The organism is Kribbella sp. WER1, from assembly GCF_054189145.1.
In genome coordinates this window covers 7,713,523-7,730,866 of the sequence record NZ_CM135186.1, presented here as the reverse complement: position 1 = coordinate 7,730,866, position 17,344 = coordinate 7,713,523, and the positions used below count along the sequence as shown (strand labels likewise).

Here is a 17,344-nt window from a genome sequence, read left to right as displayed (position 1 = left end):
GTAGGAAGTGGGCATGCGTTCCCGTCTTGCCGCCGCTCTCGTCACGACCGCGGTGTTCGTCTCGTTACTCACCGGATGCGGTGGCGATGCTCCGGCCGCCGCGACTGCCCGGGCGACGGTCGGTACGGACTTCTACAACGAGGCCGACCCGCCGCCGCCCGAAGGCACGATCACCCCGGCTCCCGGATCGTGGGACCACGTCCACGCCCCAAAGAACTACCGGGCGGTACTGGTCTCGATGGGCGCTGATCCGCAGACGACGACGCTGGTCAAGGCGGTCGATGAGTGGGCGCGCGCCGAGGGCGTACGCCTGCAGCACATCGTGGTCACCGGCCACGACGAGATCATCGCCAAGGTCACCGCCGCGATCGACCTCAAGACCGATCTCGTCGTCTCCGCGGGCAACGGGCTCGTCGACGCGCTGGCGACGATCACCGCCGCCCATCTGCAGCAGAACTTCCTGGTCGTCGGGGCCGAGCTCGCCGAACCCACGCACAACGTGACCGCCGCCGACTGGACCGGCGCGTCGTTCCGCGGCGAGGGCCTCGGCGCGGCGTCGGCGTACGACCCGAAGTCGTTCACCCCGGAGCGGGCGGCGCGGGCGATCCGGGCCGGCGCCGCGGCCGTGCTGAGCAACCACACCGGCATCGTCGTCGGGCTCGACTGACCGATTCGCGCAAGCAGAGGTTTCTCAGCTGTTCATCAGTCGCTGCGACGCTGCGGCTCCGCTTATGTATCCGGAGAAAGACGAACTGATGAGACTCAGCGTGTTCAAGCCGCGCACCCGCCGCGGCGTCGTCGCATCGATCAGCCTCACCACGTTGGCCTGTGGCGCGTTGGCCGCCACCGCCTACGCCGGCTCCAGCGCCGCGCCGTACGACATCCTGCTCGGCGTCGGCTCCGACGAGACGTCCCGCAACCTCGCCTGGTACGCCCCGGGCGACGTCGATCAGAAGGTCGTCGTCGAGGAGACCAAGAAGCTCAGCGCGGGCGAGTTCAACGCCGACGCGAAGGTTGTCGACGCGACCGCGAAGCAGAACTGGGTCGGCACCACGACCGCCCGCAACGCGCGCGCCACGCTCGCAGGCCTCAAGCCCAACACCACCTACACCTACAAGGTCGGCGCGGACGGCGCCTGGTCGCCGAAGTACACCTTCAGGACCGGCAACTTCGGCAAGGGCCAGCCGTTCTCGTTCCTGTTCTTCGGCGACCCGCAGATCGGGTCCTCCGGCGATGCGGTGGCCGACGGCAAGGGCTGGGCCGCGACGCTGGACTACACCCGGCAGCACGACGCCGACGCCGAGCTCCTGGTCTCCGGTGGCGACCAGGTCGAGAGCGCCAACAACGAGGACCACTGGAACAACTTCGCCGACAGCAGCAACGTCCTCAAGCAGGTCGCGTGGGCGTCGACGATCGGCAACCACGAGTCCGGCGGCCAGGCGATCCTGCAGCACAACTTCACCCCGAACACCGACAACAACGCCGCCTTTTACCCCGGCGGCAACACCGCGACCGCGGCCGGCGGTGACTACTGGTTCACGTACAAGGGCGTGCTGTTCATCGACATCAACTCCAACGCCTACAACAGCGGCTCGGATCCGGCGCACGTGGCCTACGTCAAGGACGTCATCGCCAAGCACGGCGCGGGCACCAAGTGGACGACGCTCGTCTACCACCACTCGATCTACTCGCCGGCCGCGCACGCGAACGACAGCGACAACAAGGTCCGCCGGACGGACTTCACCACGGAGTTCTCGAAGCTGGGCGTCGACCTGGTGCTCCAGGGCCACGACCACTCGTACTCGCGCAGCTACGAGATCAAGAACGGCGCCAAGGCCAACGCTGCGGAGACCCCGGACCAGCCCAAGGTCGACCTCGGTCCCGGCGGCGTCATCTACGTCACCGCCAACTCCGCTTCGGGGTCGAAGTACTACGACCTGACCGCGCCGAGCGACCCGACGTACGGCGCCGACCCGCTCGACGACAGCGCCGGCCGCAAGCGCCACTGGGCGAACGCGTCCGAGAACCAGGAACACGTCCGTTCCTACATCCGCGTCGACGTCAAGGCCGACAAGCTCGAGCTCAGCGGCATCCGGGCCGGCGACTGCAAGGACCTCGCCGCCAACCCGGCCGTCGCGCGCAACAACGTCAAGTGGTGCGGCGACCCGGCGAACACCACGATCGTCGACCCGGTCACCAAGAAGGTCACCGGCGTCCAGGAGAACGTCCCGGTCGCCCCGATCGGCTCCCTGATCGACCGTCAGCTCTACACCCAGCACTCTCAGCGCTGACCCAGCGCAGCGTTCAAGCGGGCCTGGAGGCGTTGCCTCCGGGCCCGCTGCACACGCTGCTGACGAAGGGGTACTGGCGTCACCGACCTGATGGCCGCCGTACCGAGCATCGTGTAGGGGCTGTGGGGCGCGTATCGGCATTGCGCTAGCGTTCCGTCGCTGGTGAATGCCAGCTGACTGGTGAAGGGCCGGTGAACCGATGACAAGCTCGGCGCAGCGCGAATTGATCCACCTCATCCAGCACGCACTCGCTCACGACGACGGCATCGATGCCCTGCTGGTGACAGGCAGCATCGGACGCGGAGCCGACGACGACTACAGCGACGTGGACTTCCTTCTCGTCGCCGCCGAGGGGCGGCTGGACGAGGTCGCTTCCCGCTGGACCACGATGCGCGGCTCGGTCACGCCGCTCGTCTACGAGATGCGCTTCGACTTCGGCAGATCGAAGCTCTTCAACCAGATCACCACTGACTGGGTCCGGTACGACGTCACGGCAACGACCGAGGCCGCGATCACGAATCGCTCGCAGAGCACTGTCAAGGTCCTCTTCGACCACACAGGTGTCTACAAGCGATTGCCTGAGCGACTGCCGCTCACCGAGCCGTCGCCCGACACAGTGCGCAAGCTCGTGCCCGAGTTCTTCCGGGTGCTCTCGATGGTGCCGATCGTCCTCGGGAGATCGGACTTCGCTGTCGGCGCCTCAGGTTCGGCTCTCCTGCGCACTATGCTGATTCAGGCATTCCAGGAGCTCGTGGCGGTCGAGGATCGCGGTGGTGCACTGTACCTGCGGCGCCTGCTGCCCGAGGACCACTACTCCGTCATAGCCGGCATACCGGGTATCGAAGCAACCGAAGCGTCGAACCTCGCCGTACAGCATTATTGCGCCAAACACTTCGTTCCTGTGGCGCGCATCCTGTGTGAACGCACGGGCGTCGACTGGCCCGCCGAGTTCGTCGCCAGGGTCGCCGAGCACACAGAACCGATCCTGGGCGACTGGCTCAGCGAAGCAACCCGCTGAGCCCAACGGAGCACGTGCTGGTTGCCGGTGGCAACCAGCACGTGCTCTGGACGTGGCAGCGGTCCTATTTCTGCGGCAGCGTCTCAGCCAGTATCGCTACTGTCAGGGGGTGACGCAGGGCAGGCCGATGCTGGAGTAGCGTCCGGTGGTCTCCAGTTTCCAGGCTTGGGCACAGACCGACCCGGCGCCCCGGCCGGTGAAGTGCGTGGTCTGGTTGCCGGCGTTCCACGGACGATCCGGCCCCGAGTGATGAGTGACGTGGTCCGGGCCGAACACGTCGATGTGCCCGTAGAATCCGCCGTTGGCCTGGCCGTAGGCCTCCCAGCCAGTTCCCGTGTACCGCGCGTAGATGCAGACCGATCCGTTGCACCCGTGCGACCAGGAGGCGCTGATCCCCGCAGCGGCCGCTGGGCGAGACGTGGTCACTTCGGATGCCGGGCGAGCGGGCGACGGCGCGGCCTGCGCTGTCGCCGGCGCAAGGACAACCGCAGCCGCTACGGCAGCCGCGGCAATCGCCGGTAGGAATGTCAGTTTCATGGAATCCTCCCTGGTCAGATCAGAACGGCGTCAGTTTCTGTCCTCCGCCGGCGTCGCCGAGCCCATTGGCGAGAAGTCGCCAACCTGAGAGTTGGCCCCGTCCCCGAGGAGAATGGGAGGGTGACGCTTGATCCGGCGAAACAGCGGATGCGTGCCGCGCAGCTCGGCAGGCACCGGGTTCGTCTCGGCGTCACCAGCCCGGCGCGTGCTGTGGAAGGGTCGCAGTCGGCGTTGTGGGACGTCCTCACGGAACTGCTCGCCCAGGCGCGCTCCGAGATTGCCAGCTTCGACGACACGAACTACCTGCTCGCCGCCGGCGTCCCGGAGTCGATCCAGCAGCGCGGACCGGCCGCTCTGCGCGCCGCCGTCGAACGCGGTGCCCGGGTCCGCCAGGTCACCTCGCGAGCGGGTCTGCTCGCGGATCAGGCGCGCGGCACGATCATCTACCGCGCGGGCGGTGAGGCCCGGGTGGTCGACGCCGTACCGTCCAAGATGCTGATCATCGATCGGCGGACGGCGCTGCTGCCCCTCAACTCGACCGTTCTGGCCGGCGGATTCCAGATCATTCACGACCCACAGGTCGTCAGCGTGCTGCTGGCCGTCCATCAGCAGTCCTGGGAGGCGGGATCCGATGCGCGGCGCCTCCATCGAGATCTGCCGCCGCCACACCTCGCCGCGATCGTCCCTGCGCTGGCGTCGGGCGAACCCGACGAGGTCGTGGCGCCGCGGCTCGGTCTCTCGTCGCGAACCTACAGCCGCCGGGTCGCGGAGTTCCTGAAGGGCCTGGGAGTACACAGCCGCTTCCAGGCCGGTGCAGAGGCGACTCGCCGCGGCTGGCTGTGAAGCGCGCCGTTCAGTGCAGGGCCAAGTACGGCGCAAGCGCGAACAACGCGACCACCATCGCGCCTCTCAACGTCCGGGTGGGCAGTGAGCGCGCGATTCGCCAGCCGATCAGAACTCCCGCCAGTTCGGGGATACCGATCAGCGTCGCGAGGAACCAGTCGATGCTGCCCTGCGCGAGATAGCCGATCGTGCCGACCGAAGCGATCACAACTGATTGCGCCTGAGCCGCGGCCAGCGCTTCCAGTACCTCGCACCCCGCCGCGACGAGCAGCGGGACGGTGAGCATCGGCCCGCCGATCCCGACGACCCCGGCGGTCACGGCCACGAAGAGACCGATGACGAGTACGACGGCTCGCGGCGGATGTCCCCGCACCCGACGGCGCCGGCCGCGGACGAGAACGAGACCGGCGGCGACCGCGACCAGGACGCCGAGCAGCACGCTGAACCCGCGCGGCGGGAGCAGCGAGTTGATCATGATCCCGCCCACGGTTCCGATCAACGCGGTGACGGCCAACAGGCGAGCGGTCGTCCGGACGTGCGGCGAGCGCAGCTCCCCCGACCGGACGTAAGCCGCCGTACCGACGGCACCGGTCGCCACATGCGTCACGATCGCGGTTCCGGCCACCTGGGCGGGAGAGAGCGTGGTGAGAGCGACCAGACCGACGGTGGGCAGCACGCCGCCCGGGCCGATCGCGGTGATTCCGATCCCGCCGGCCAGCCCGAGGAGCGCGAGCAGGATCGCGGTCAGCCCGCTCATTCCGTCACTCCTGTCAACGGACGTCTGTCCGCCGGTCACGGTGCACGACGGCTTCGAGCGCGAAGCGATCGGCGCGGATCTGCAGTACCTCGGCATCGACCGGCCGGTCGTCGGCCATCCGGGTCAGCCGCTCGATCGTGAAGATCGCCGCCCCCGCGGGCAGCCCGAGGTACGCCGCCACGTCCGGCTCGGCGTTCGTCGCATGCACCGTGAGCTCGGCCCGTCCCAGAGATCTCCCGGTCGTCCGTTCGATCAGCCCGAAGACGTCGTTGGTGACCAGATCGGCGTCCAGCAGGGGTGTCCCGATGTCGACCGGGAGGTACGAGACGTCGTACGACAACGGTTCGTCGTTCACGAACCGCAACCGTTCCAGCCGGACGACTTCGGACCGCGGTTCGAGCTCAAGCCGGTCGACGACGTGATCAGGTGCCGCAGGCAACCTTTGCGCGGCGAGCACCCGGTTGCGGACCGTCCCGTACCCGGCGAGCGCTTCGGCCAGCCCGGTCAGCCGATCCAGGCCATGACCGTACTTCGGCGCGCGCACCGTCGTACCGGCACCGCGCCTGCGCTCGATCAGCCCGTCACGCCGCAGCAGCTCCAGGGCCTCGCGGACCGTGTTTCGCGAAGCCGCATGACGCGCGCCGAGAACCGATTCCTCCAGCCGCTCCCCCTCCCCGAACCGCCCGGCCAGAATCTGGTCCCGCAGCTCGCCCGCGAGACGCTCGGCCCGCTGCGACCGCGGATGCGCCGACGTCCAGTCCGCCGGGATCCGCCGGCCGGTCGTCGTACCTCTCCCGGATGCCATGGCGACCACGCTACAAGTTCCGCCAGAGTTCCGCCACTGCAGTCACGGCGTCGCCGGATCGGGTCAACCAGTTCGGCCGTGTCGGCGTCGTTCAGTGTGAGGACGGTGCGAATGAGACGGTGTCATGGCGGGTGACCGTAAGCGATCACGGCCCACGAAAGCGACGCATGTGCGCCGCCGGATCGTCGTCGGGATCGCGGCGCTGACCGTACTCGCGGTCATCGGGGTGATCGCGTACGCCGGTATCAGCTACCTCACGCTGGATCACGGCGTACGCCGGTCACAGGCGCTGGCGGGTACGCACTCCGGGCACGACACCGATCTGCTGGTGATGGGCCTGGACAGCCGGCTGGACGAGAACGGCAAGCCGTTGCCGGCCGACATCTACCGGGCGTTGCACACCGGCGACCAGTCGACGGGCGGCCTCAACTCGAACGTGTTGATGTACGTGCACATCCCGGCCGACGGTTCCGCCGCGACCGCCGTCTCGATTCCGCGCGACGACTACGTCGCCCTCCCCGGATGCCCGGACAAGCAGTGCCACGCCAAGATCAAGGAGGCCTACGGACTCGCGGTGGCGCAGGCATCACGAGGAGCGACCGGGCAGGCGGCGTACCAGAAGAGCAGGGACGCCGGGCGGATCGAAGAGATCAAGACCGTCGAACAGTTCCTTGGTGTCACCATCAATCACTTCGTCGAGGTGACGATGGTCGCGTTCTTCCAGATCGCCCAGGTCGTGCAGCCGATCACGGTCTGTGTGAAGGCCGACACCCAGGACAAGTACTCCGGCGCGAACTTCCATGCCGGACGTCAGCAGATCGACGCGGCGCAGGCGGTCGCGTTCGTCCGGCAGCGCCGCGACACCGTCCACCCCGATCTCGCCTTCACCGACCTGGACCGCTCACGCCGGCAGCAGGCCTTCATCGTCTCGCTGCTCGCCCGGCTCAAGGCCACCAGCGTTCTGCTCAATCCGTCCAAACTGTCCGGGATCATCGACGTGGCCAAGCAGAACATGGTCATCGACGCCGGCCTCAGCCCGCTGTCCCTCGCAACGATGGCGGCGCACCTGTCCGGCAGCCATCTGCACTTCTACACCTTGCCGGTCAAGAGTTTCGGCCAGGACGCCGCCGGCCAGTCGATCAACGTGGTCGACCCGGTGGCCATCCGGGCCATGGTCCAGCACATCCTCAATCCCGGATCCGCCAAGCCCACGGCCTCTCCTTCAGCGGCCGGTACGACGGTCATCGCAGTGAACGGATCCGGACGCGCCGGCCTTGCCCGCAGCCTGCTCACCGACTTGAAGACCTTCGGCTACGCCACCGGCAGCGCCGGCAACTCGAGCCGCACGTCCACCTCAGAGGTGCTCTATCACCCGGGCGAAACCGCCAGAGCCGCCCAACTCACCGCACTACTCGGCAACCTGCCGACCGCCTCCGACCCGTCCTTGCCGCCCGGCAGCCTCAAGGTCGTCATCGGCCAGGACTTCTCGCAGCCCCCCGCGCACCAAACCACCGAACCAACGGCCGCGCCCAAAGCAGTCGACGCCACCGGAGGCGGCCGCTCAGGCCCCGCCCCCACCACCCTCACCAACCTCTCAGGCGGCGGCATCCCCTGCGTGAAGTAGCTGATTTCCAGGGCGCAGCGGGCTGGGAGGCCCGCTGCGGGCAGCGGGCCTCCCAGCAATCAGCGGGTGAGGTTCAGGTCCAGCGCCTGGACCTCGTCGTTGGTGGTTTGGTAGGAGATCAGCAGCCGGCCGTCGCGGAGCAGCGTGCTGCGCTGGGCCGGGGTGATCGGGATCGAGAGCCGCTTGGTCTGCGGGGTGATCGCGGCACCCTTGTGGTTGACGACGTGGCCGCTCATGTCCGGTGACCACGGCGGTGTCGCCCCGTCGGTGATCGCGCACGGCGTGAACCCGTAGTCCGGCGCGGGATCCGACGTACACGAGGTCGTCCAGACGGGGATCGCGCCGATCAGGCCGGTCCACAGGTACAGCTGGGCGCTGCCGGACCCGCTGGCGGTCAGGTCGACGTCCACGGACGACTGTCCGACGGCCACCCGCTTCACCTTCAGCGAGTTGGAGGCCGGCGCCGGGACCCGTCCGGAGATCGGTACGCCGTTGCGCGCGGACTGCGCGATCGTCTGCGGCGAGAGGGCTCCGTTCAGGTTCGGGTTCGACACGTCCGGCGGAGCAGGCGTGGTCGGACGGCCCGCGGGCGGCGTGTACCCAGGCAGTGTCGCGATCCCCCAGCGGTACGGGTCGGACTGCACCGACCCGAGCGCCGACCAGCCGAGCCGGGTACTCATGTCGATATGCCGCAGCGTCGTCGTCCCAGGCGCCGAGGTGTCGTCATTGTCGTACGGCGTGATGTTCAGCCCAAGATGCGACGGATCGACGGCCGCGGGCAGATCCGCCAGCGGGATCTTCACCTCGAGGTCGTACCCACCACCGGCGTACCCGTGCGGCACCGTCGTCTCGTTACTGCCCACCCACTTCGCCGTCGACGCGACCTGCACACCCGGCGCGTTACCGGTATCCAGGGCACCACTCGAATACCCCTGATGGTTATCCGCATCGCGCTCCCAGCACGGCCCGCCACTCTGGCTGAACGGGAAAATACCGAGCTTGAACGTGTTCGCAGTGTCCTTCAGGCTCTGCGACGCCGTACCGCGCGGGTCCAGCAGGATCTCCACCGAGTCCGCCTGCCAGTGCCCGACACATTCGGCCGGCGTCACGGCGTACGACTGGTAGTCGTCGCGGATGTGAATGAAGAAGTACAACGCGTCGTCGGACCAGCTCACCTTCGCCGTACTGCCTTCCCCGGTGGACGAAACACCGCAGTCGTCGACGCCCGTACAGGTGCCGGCGCCCTGCCAGATCCGCCCGAGATCGAGCGTCGGCCCCGGGTACTCACCAGGCGAGGCCACACCGTCCACGGTCGGCGTCGTGTCGGCCTTGGAGATTGTCGTGGTCGGCACCAGCGACAGCGTCAGCACCTCGTTGCCGGTGCCTGCCGGGGCGCTGTATGTCGTTGTGATCGGAATCGACACGTTCTGCGTCTGCGGCAACGTCGTGTCGGTGTTGGTCACCTTGAAGGTCACCGTCGTCTCGGCGCCCGCAGCCAGGTTGCTGTACGGCTTCGAGGTCGCGTCGGCGGTGAAGTTCGCCGGCAGGGCGAGGCTGACCGCACCACTCTGCGGCTCGTTCGACCAGTTGTGGACGACGACCGGTAGGTCGATGGTCTTGCCGATCCCCATCGACTGGATCGCCGGCGACCGCCCGAGCCGTGTCGCCTGCGGCGCGGTGTTCGCGAGCCAGTCGTCGTACTCCTTCCAGTTCCCCCAGCGCTGGAACCGGCCCTCGGTCGGCGACACGATCCGCACGAGGTTGTCCGTGTAGCCAGTCTTGCCGTCGGTGCTGTAGAGCGCGGAAACCTTCGCGTTCTGGTTGACCGGAGCAGTCGTGCTCGGGGTGACGGTGAAGGTCACCGTCGTCTCGCGCGTCCCGCTGACCCGGCCGACCGACTGCGGCGCGCTGACCGTCCAGCCGTCGGGCACCGTGAGCGCGACCTTCCCGGGCTTCAGCGCACCCGCGCCGGACCTGAGGTGCAGCGTCGCCTGAAACGGTTCACCGGCGACGTTGTAGAACCGGGAGAACGTCAGGTACTCCAACGTCCCGAGCGGCAGCCCACCCGGATCAGGTTCGGTCGCCCCGAACAGGAGCGCGTCGTCCCGCCCCGCCGCCGGACTGCTGTTCGGCTGGAACGGCACGAACGACTCGGTCATGCCGAACCGCGGACAGGCCGCTGTCGAGACACCCTTGTACATCACCCGGCTCTGCGTCGGGTACGCCGCACGCCCCTCGTCGGACACCTGCTGCCAGATCTTCGACGTACCAGCGGGCTGCCCCTGCGAGTTCCCGGCCGGCCACTTGTACGGCGAGTTGTACCCCGTCCACACACCCGCCACGGTGTCCAGACCGGACGGGGTGAACCCGGTCGTACAGTTCGCGGACGTCGCCGTACCGCCGGTGCCCGCCGTACTGCCGCCGGAGAACACCTTCTTCACCTGCCACGTACTCAGCGCATGCGGACCCTTCAACTGCTCCGGGAACATGTTCGGATCGGCCGCCGCGAGCACGCCCTCCCAGATCAGCCGCCCCGCCTGCTGATGATTGCCATGCCCGGCCGCCAACGTCGGCGTGAAACCGATATACACCTCCGGCTGGGTCTCCCGGATCACCCGCGTGACTCTCCTGAGCGTCTCCTGCTCGTCCCAGAAGTACTGCGTCAACGGCGCACTCTGGTTGTAGAAGAAGTCGACCCGGTCCAGGTTGAAGATGTCGATCGTCCCGGACCGGTAGTGCGCGACCCGGTCCTCGTTCTCCCGGCGGAGCCCGAGGTCCGGCCCGAGCTCGGTGCCGGCCGCGTTCCCGCCGCCCTCGCCCCGGGTCACCATGATCACGCCGCACTTGACGCCGTACTGCTGATGCCAGACGCCGCACGGCCCGATGAAACTCGTGTCGTCATCGGGATGGGCCCACTCGCCCATCACATCGATCTTCGTCGCCCGGTCGGCGAGGTACTTCGTCGTTGGACTGGCCTCGGCCTGCACTGCTGCCAGGCCGCCCAGCGGGATCAGGACCGCGGCTGCCAGCAGGGCAACCATTGCGCGGTAACGCTTCATTTGCTCTCTCCCTTGGCGGATGCGGGCGGGGATCCCCGAGCGGTGGTACTTACTCCCTGACAGCGCCGTCGAGCATGCCCGCGATGAAGTGGCGCTGGAGGAAGAGATAGAGGACGACGACCGGCGTTGCGACGATGACCGCACCCGCGGCGAGCAGGGTGAAGCCCTGGCTGTACTGGCCCTGGAAGAACGCGAGGCCCAACGGCGCCGTGCGCAGGTTCTCGTCGGTGACCATCACCAGCGGGATCAGGAACTCGTTCCAGGTCCACATGAAGACCAGCACGGTCATCGTGACGACGGCCGGCCGGGCGAGTGGGACCAGGATCTGCCAGAGGATCCGCCGGGTGGACGCACCGTCGAGGCGGCCGGCCTCGACCAGGTCGCGGCCGGCGGCCCGGAAGTAGGTCCGCATCCAGAAGGTGCCGAAGGCAACGGACTGCGCGATCTGGGGCAGTGCGACCGCCCAGAACGTGTCGGTGAGCCCGAGCGTGCGCAGATCGAAGTACAGCGGTACGACGATCGCCTCGCTCGGCATCATGATGCCGAGCAGGAACAGGTAGAACAGCAAGCCGGACCCGCGGAAGCGCATCGTACCGAAGGCGAATCCGGCCAGGATCGACAGCAGCAGACTGATCAGTACGACGGACACCGACACCGCGAGGCTCATCCGCAGATAGGTCCCGAAGTGACCGATCTTCCAGGCCTGGACGAAGTTCCCGAGGCCGGAGCTGTCACCGGCGTCGTTGGCGCCGAGCGCGGACTTCAGCACGGTCAGGATCGGAGCCAGCGCGAACGCGGCGAACGCCAGCAGGACGACGTAGTTCGCCATCTTCTCGGCCCGGGAGATCATCGGCTCGCCTCCCCGATCTTGTTGATCACCAGCGAGATCAGCAGGATCAGGACCGTCAGCGTGACACCGACCGCGGCGGCCGAGCCGACCCGGCCGAGTTCGAACGCGCGGTGGTACACCTCGTACGACGGTACGGACGTCGAGTTGCCCGGGCCGCCGCTCGTCGTCACATACACCAGGTCGAACGTCCGGAGCGCGGCGATCACCGTCAACGTCAGCGCGACCGCGATCTCACCGCGCACCGAGGGCAGTGTGACCGCGAAGAACTCCTGCACCGGGCCGGCGCCGTCCAGCCGCGCCGCCTCGTACAGGCTGCCGCTGATCCGGCTCATCCCGGCCAGCAGCAGGACCGTCACCAGTCCCGTCTCGAACCAGCTGCCGATGAAGCCGACCGCCGGCAGCGCGAGCGCGTAGTCACCCAGCCAGCCCCGCGCCAACGAGCCGAGCCCGAGCGCGTGCAGCAGGTCGTTGATGCTGCCGTCCGGCGCGTACATCCGGCGCCAGGCGACCGCCACCACGACCATCGCGATCACCTGCGGCAGGAAGACCACGGTCCGGAAGAACGTCAGGCCGCGGACCTTCGCCCGGTTCAGGACCGACGCCAGTACCAGCCCGACGCAGACCGGGATCACCGCGAAGAACAGCATCAGTACGAGCGCGTGCCCGAACGCGGCGCGCAGCCCGGCGTCGCTGACGATCTCGCGGTAGTTCGCGAGCCCGGCCCACTTCCCGAGCGTCAGCCCGTCCCAGTCGTAGAAGGACAGCTGCACCGATCGCAGCAGCGGGTAGAGCAGGAAGGCCGCGTAGACGGCGAACCCCGGCAGGATGTACAGGTACGCGATCCTGCGGGGTTCGCCGGGAGGGTTACCCGTTGGCTTCGGCGAACGCGCCATAGTCCTTCTCGAGACGGTCGGCGAACTGGTCGGGCGTGGCCTTTCCGGCCAGCAGGTCCTGCAGGGCCGCGCCGACCGTGTCCGGCATCGTCGGCGTCGCGTAGTCCAGGTACGGAACCAGCCCGTCGGACTCGACGACCTTGCCGAAGGCCGTGAACACGTCCTTCTGCAGCCCGTCGCCGACCTGCTGCTTCGACGTGTCGGCCACCGGCAGGTTGCCGGTCTTCGCCAGCGTCGTCATCGCGTCCGTGCTGGTGATGAAGTTCAGGTACGCCGCGGCCGCTTCCGGGTGCTTGCTCTTCGCGGTGATCGCGAACGGCAGCCCGGTACCGCCGGTGGCGATCGGCTTCGCGTCGGCCGACGTACCCGGGGGCAGCATGAAGCCGACGTCCGAGCCCATCGCCTTGCCCAGGTCCGCCTGCAACCAGGTGCCCGCGATCAGATACGTACCCTTGCCCTTGGCAAATGCCTGCCACGCCGGGTCGTAGTCCTGGCCGTTGAAGCCCTCGTTGAAGTAGCCCTTGCCCACCCAGTCGGTCAGCGTCTGCGCCGCCTTCAGGTTCTCGGCGCTCTTCCAGGACGCGCCCTTGCGGCCGAAGCCGAGCAGCTTGATCTGGTCCGCCGGCGTCGACCGGCCCTGGACCGTGCCGAACACGTGGATCGCCGGCCACTTCTCCAGGTTGCCGAGCACCAGCGGCGCCTCGCCCTTGGCCTTCAGCGCGCCGAGCGACGACTGGAACTCGTCCCAGGTCGTCGGCGGCTGCAGGCCCGCGGCCGCGAGCTTCTTCTTGCTGTAGTAGATGCCGACGACCTCACCGACCTGCGGGAGCCCGTACAGGTTGCCCTGCCCGAACGTCTTGCCGTCGGCACTGTACGACGAGTACTGCCGCACGGACTCCGGGTACCGCTTGTCCCAGCCGTACGCCTTCGCGTACGGCTCGAGCGGGATCAGCTGGTTCGCCTTGACGAACTCGCCCATGTCCGAACGGCCGTTGTTCGCCTCCACCACGTCGGGCGGCTCGTTGCCGCTCAGCGCCAGCCGCAGCGTCGTCTTCAGGTCGTCGAAGGACCGGGAGACCCGCTTGAGCTTGATGTTCGGGTACTTCGCCTGGAACGCGTCGTTGAGCTGCTTCATCTGCTCCGCCTGACCGCCCCGGACCTCCTGGTCCCAGACCAGCAGCGTCACGTCGCCCAGCTTGGACGGGTCGGTCTGCACCGACGACACGGTGGCCGGCGGCGGTGCCGAAGTGTTCGACCCAGGGGTGCAGGCGGCAACCAGACCGAGCAGGCCGAGACCGGCCACGATACTGAGCGGGGCACTGCGTTTCATGCGGAAACTCCCTTGGCTGTGTGCGTGACGTCGGCGTTCCGGGCGATGGTCGCGACCGCGCGGCGGACCGCGCCGACCGGGACGCTCGGGACGATGTCGTCGAGGAACTCGTACCTGCGCCGCAGCGAACGGCTGTAGCTGCTCTGGTCCTCGGACTTCTGCAGTTCGTGCCACCAGTCCGCGATGTCGCCCCAGCCGGGCGCGGCCAGCGAGCCGCCGAACTGCTGGACCGCGAGCGCCGAGCACAAGGTGGCGAACGCCAGTCGGTCGGCCAGCGCCCAGCCGGCCAGCGTGCCGAGGACCAGCCCCGCGCCGAAGACGTCGCCGGCTCCGGTGGGATCCAGCGCCGGGACCCGCAGGGCCGGCACCCGGGCCTCCTCGCCGGTGGTGGAATCGATGCCCAGGGCACCTTCCGCGCCGTTCGTGACGACCGCCAGCGGGACCCGGTCGGCCAGTGTGTACAGCGCGTCCTGCGGGGACTCGGTGCGGGTGTAGGCCATCGCCTCGCCCGCGTTCGGCAGGAAGGCGTGGCAGTACTGGAGCTGCTCGAGGACCCGCGGGGACCACGCTCCGGTCCCGTCCCAGCCGACGTCGGCGAACACCAGTGCGCCGTCCTTGCGGGCCAGGTCGACCCAGGTCGGCCGCTCCGGATCACCGAGCGGCTCGACGTCGCCGAGGTCGACGATCACCGCGCTGCTGCGCGGCGGCCGCCCGATCATCTCGCTGGCCGGCACCGGGGACGGGTGCCCGTGCGTCACCATGCTCCGATCGCCGTCGTACGCGACCGACATCGTCACCGGCGAGTGCCAGTTGTCGAACCGGCGCGACCGGCCGAGGTCGACGTGCTCCTGCTCGGACAGGGTGCGCCAGCAGAAGTCCGCGTAGTCGTCGTCGCCGAACGCCGCCGCCAGCGACGTCCGCAGCCCGAGCCGGCTGGCCGCGATGGCCAGGTTGGCGATGCCGCCCGGCGACGATCCCATCCCCTCCGCCCAGACCTCGGTGCCGCCCTCCGGCCGCTCCGGGAGGCCGGTGAAGATGATGTCGAGGAACACCGGGCCCCACAGGAACACGTCGAACTCGGCAGCGCCCGGACCGCGCACACCGGCGAGCGGGTCGTAGCTCGTATCAGGCATGCCGGCCATCTTGCTCCTGACAAAGTCATTCTGGCAAGCATTTACGATCATAAATGTGCAGGCTTTGCTCACTTCTGATCGTATTTGCCTGCTATGGTTCGAGGCGTGCGACATCAGCGGCAACTCGAGATCGTGCAACGACTGCGCATCGACGGGGCTCTGTCGGTGGACGATCTGGCCCATCGGCTCGGCGTCAGCTCGGCGACCATCCGGCGCGATCTTCAGGACCTCGACGAGGCCGGCCAGATCACCCGGGTGCACGGCGGCGCGATGATCCCGGCCGGCGACAGCGAGGACGCCGACCGCGATCGGCCGTTCGCCTCGGTGGCCGCCGACGCGACCCCGGAGAAGCGCGAGATCGCCCGGCGGGCGGCGACGCTGGTGCGCGACGGTGACGTGGTCCTGCTCGATGTCGGCACCACGACCCAGCTGCTCGCCAAGGAGCTGCGCCGCCGGCAGGTGACCGTGATGACCAGCAGCCTCGCGGTCCTCGACGTACTGCGGGACGATCCGACGGTCGAGCTGATCCTGCTCGGCGGCTGGGTACGCCGGGCGTACGACTCGCTGGTCGGCGTGCTGACCGAGGACGCGCTGCGCCAGATCCACGCCGACATCGCGTTCCTCGGCACCAGCGGCGTCCGGCGCGACGGCGTGGTGCTGGACACCACCGTCGTGGAGGTACCGGTGAAGCGCGCGATGATCGCGGCCGCCGACAACGCCGTACTGCTTGCCGACCGCAACAAGTTTCCCGGCACCGGGAAGCTGAAGGTCTGCGCGGCCGCGGATCTCGGCGCCCTGATCACGAACACCGGCGCCGACCCCGAAACACTCCAGAACTGCAACGACAACGGCGTGGAGGTACTGCTCACATGAAGCTGGCGATCCTGGGCGGCGGGGGCTTCCGGGTACCACTCGTGTACGGCGCGGTGATGGCCGGCCGGAGCATCGACCGGGTGTGCTTGTACGACGTACTCCCCGAGCGGCTCGAAGCGATCGGCCAGGTGCTGCGCCAACTCGCCGCCGAACAGGAGGACGCGCCACGCGTCGAGGTGACCACGTCGCTCGACGCCGCGCTGGACGGCGCGGACTTCGTGTTCTCGGCGATCCGGGTCGGCGGCCTCGAAGGGCGGACCGCCGACGAGCGGGTGGCGCTCGACCTCGGCCTGCTCGGGCAGGAGACCACCGGCCCCGGTGGGCTCGCGTACGGTCTGCGCACCGTGCCGACCGCCGTTCAGGTCGCGGAACGCGTCGCGGCGATCTGCCCGCAGGCGTGGGTCATCAACTTCACCAACCCGGCCGGGATGATCACCGAGGCCATGCAGCAGGTCCTCGGGCGCCGGGTGATCGGGATCTGCGACTCCCCGATCGGCCTCGGCCGGCGCGCGGCCCGGGCGCTCGGCCACGACCCGGACCGCACCTCCCTCGAGTACGCCGGGCTGAACCACCTGGGCTGGCTGAACGCACTCGGGCACGACGGCCGCGACGTACTGCCGGACCTGATCCACGACGACGCCCGGCTGACCACTATCGAGGAAGGCCGGCTGTTCGGCCCCGAGTGGCTCCAGACGCTCGGCTGCATCCCGAACGAGTACCTGTACTACTACTACTTCACCCGCGACGCCGTCGCCTCGATCCGTGGCGGTGCCGAGACCCGGGGCGAGTTCCTGCTCGACCAGCAGCGCGCGTTCTACGACGCGGTCGCCACCGATCCCGGGTCCGCGCTGACCCGCTGGCGGGCGGTGCGCGCCGAGCGGGACTCGACGTACATGAAGGAGAGCCGCGGAACGTCGGAGACCCGCGACGCCGCCGACGTCGAGGGCGGCGGGTACGAAGGCGTCGCGGTCGCGATCATGGCCGCGATCGCCCGCAACGAGCGCAGCACGATGATCCTCAACGTCCGCAACGGTTCCGCGATCCCCGGACTCCCCGCCGACGCCGTCGTCGAGGTTCCCTGCACCGTCGACGCCGACGGCCCGCATCCGCTCACCGCCACGCCACTGGCCGGCCACCAACTCGGCCTCGTCCAGCAGATCAAGGCCGTCGAGCAACTCACCATCCAGGCGGCCCGCGAGCACTCCCCCCGCCTCGCCCTGCAGGCCCTGGCCCTGCACCCCCTCGTCGACTCCGTCAGCACCGCCCGCACCCTCCTCACCAACTACCGCGCCCGCCACCCCGACCTGGCTGACCTCCTTCGCTAGGCAGGG

Annotated in this window: 15 protein-coding genes; 7 read left to right on the top strand and 8 right to left on the bottom strand. The window is 68.7% G+C overall.

All coding sequences use genetic code 11. From position 1 onward, the window contains the following. Nucleotides 1–13 precede the first annotated feature (13 nt). From ACXJJ3_RS37810 to ACXJJ3_RS37800, 3 genes are all read left to right on the top strand, one after another. Nucleotides 14–667, top strand: a complete 654-nt coding sequence (locus ACXJJ3_RS37810; protein WP_458166747.1) for a hypothetical protein — start codon at nt 14–16, stop codon at nt 665–667. Between the two features lie 88 nt (nt 668–755). Further along, the gene (locus ACXJJ3_RS37805) at nt 756–2,291 is read left to right on the top strand and encodes a fibronectin type III domain-containing protein (RefSeq protein WP_458166746.1); all 1,536 of its coding nucleotides are present in this window, start codon (nt 756–758) and stop codon (nt 2,289–2,291) included. 199 nt (nt 2,292–2,490) lie between these two features. After that, a complete protein-coding gene (locus ACXJJ3_RS37800; protein WP_458166745.1) occupies nt 2,491–3,309 on the top strand; it encodes an aminoglycoside 6-adenylyltransferase in 819 nt (272 codons plus the stop codon). A gap of 102 nt (nt 3,310–3,411) precedes the next feature. On the opposite strand, the gene ACXJJ3_RS37795 is transcribed toward ACXJJ3_RS37800, so the two are convergent. After that, entirely contained in the window at nt 3,412–3,846 is a 435-nt protein-coding gene (locus ACXJJ3_RS37795) for a hypothetical protein (protein WP_458166744.1), read from the bottom strand. 120 nt (nt 3,847–3,966) lie between these two features. On the opposite strand from ACXJJ3_RS37795, the gene ACXJJ3_RS37790 reads away from it, so the two are divergent. Continuing rightward, on the top strand, nt 3,967–4,689 hold the full coding sequence (locus tag ACXJJ3_RS37790) for a hypothetical protein (RefSeq protein ID WP_458166743.1): 723 nt from the start codon (nt 3,967–3,969) through the stop codon (nt 4,687–4,689). A 10-nt stretch (nt 4,690–4,699) separates the two neighbouring features. On the opposite strand, the gene ACXJJ3_RS37785 is transcribed toward ACXJJ3_RS37790, so the two are convergent. Both ACXJJ3_RS37785 and ACXJJ3_RS37780 read right to left on the bottom strand, forming a co-directional pair. Continuing rightward, nucleotides 4,700–5,446, bottom strand: a complete 747-nt coding sequence (locus ACXJJ3_RS37785; protein WP_458166741.1) for a sulfite exporter TauE/SafE family protein — start codon at nt 5,444–5,446, stop codon at nt 4,700–4,702. A 13-nt stretch (nt 5,447–5,459) separates the two neighbouring features. Continuing rightward, nucleotides 5,460–6,251: a GntR family transcriptional regulator gene (locus ACXJJ3_RS37780; RefSeq protein ID WP_458166740.1), complete on the bottom strand. Its 792-nt coding sequence runs from the start codon at nt 6,249–6,251 to the stop codon at nt 5,460–5,462. Between the two features lie 124 nt (nt 6,252–6,375). Here ACXJJ3_RS37780 and ACXJJ3_RS37775 point away from each other — a divergent pair, with 124 nt between their 5' ends. Then, nucleotides 6,376–7,875 carry an LCP family protein gene (locus tag ACXJJ3_RS37775; RefSeq protein WP_458166739.1) on the top strand — a complete coding sequence of 500 codons (1,500 nt, stop codon included), beginning with the start codon at nt 6,376–6,378 and terminating at the stop codon, nt 7,873–7,875. A 59-nt stretch (nt 7,876–7,934) separates the two neighbouring features. Here ACXJJ3_RS37775 and ACXJJ3_RS37770 read toward each other — a convergent pair whose 3' ends face one another. Genes ACXJJ3_RS37770 through ACXJJ3_RS37750 form a run of 5 tightly spaced genes read right to left on the bottom strand, consistent with a single transcriptional unit; the run spans nt 7,935 to nt 15,140 of the window. Continuing rightward, nucleotides 7,935–10,934: a PIG-L family deacetylase gene (locus ACXJJ3_RS37770; RefSeq protein ID WP_458166738.1), complete on the bottom strand. Its 3,000-nt coding sequence runs from the start codon at nt 10,932–10,934 to the stop codon at nt 7,935–7,937. A 49-nt stretch (nt 10,935–10,983) separates the two neighbouring features. Next, on the bottom strand, nt 10,984–11,784 hold the full coding sequence (locus ACXJJ3_RS37765; RefSeq protein ID WP_458166737.1) for a carbohydrate ABC transporter permease: 801 nt from the start codon (nt 11,782–11,784) through the stop codon (nt 10,984–10,986). After that, a complete protein-coding gene (locus tag ACXJJ3_RS37760; protein WP_458166735.1) occupies nt 11,781–12,677 on the bottom strand; it encodes a carbohydrate ABC transporter permease in 897 nt (298 codons plus the stop codon). The genes ACXJJ3_RS37765 and ACXJJ3_RS37760 overlap by 4 nt, the downstream gene beginning before the upstream one ends. Further along, nucleotides 12,649–14,007: an extracellular solute-binding protein gene (locus tag ACXJJ3_RS37755; RefSeq protein ID WP_458166734.1), complete on the bottom strand. Its 1,359-nt coding sequence runs from the start codon at nt 14,005–14,007 to the stop codon at nt 12,649–12,651. The genes ACXJJ3_RS37760 and ACXJJ3_RS37755 overlap by 29 nt, the downstream gene beginning before the upstream one ends. Further along, nucleotides 14,004–15,140, bottom strand: a complete 1,137-nt coding sequence (locus ACXJJ3_RS37750) for a carbohydrate kinase family protein (protein WP_458166733.1) — start codon at nt 15,138–15,140, stop codon at nt 14,004–14,006. Before ACXJJ3_RS37750 ends, ACXJJ3_RS37755 begins: the two co-directional genes overlap by 4 nt. 105 nt (nt 15,141–15,245) lie before the next feature. On the opposite strand from ACXJJ3_RS37750, the gene ACXJJ3_RS37745 reads away from it, so the two are divergent. Together ACXJJ3_RS37745 and ACXJJ3_RS37740 are read left to right on the top strand one after the other, a co-directional pair. Beyond that, the gene (locus tag ACXJJ3_RS37745; RefSeq protein ID WP_458166732.1) at nt 15,246–16,013 is read left to right on the top strand and encodes a DeoR/GlpR family DNA-binding transcription regulator; all 768 of its coding nucleotides are present in this window, start codon (nt 15,246–15,248) and stop codon (nt 16,011–16,013) included. After that, nucleotides 16,010–17,338: a 6-phospho-beta-glucosidase gene (locus tag ACXJJ3_RS37740; RefSeq protein WP_458166731.1), complete on the top strand. Its 1,329-nt coding sequence runs from the start codon at nt 16,010–16,012 to the stop codon at nt 17,336–17,338. Before ACXJJ3_RS37745 ends, ACXJJ3_RS37740 begins: the two co-directional genes overlap by 4 nt. The last annotated feature ends 6 nt before the right edge of the window (nt 17,339–17,344 follow it).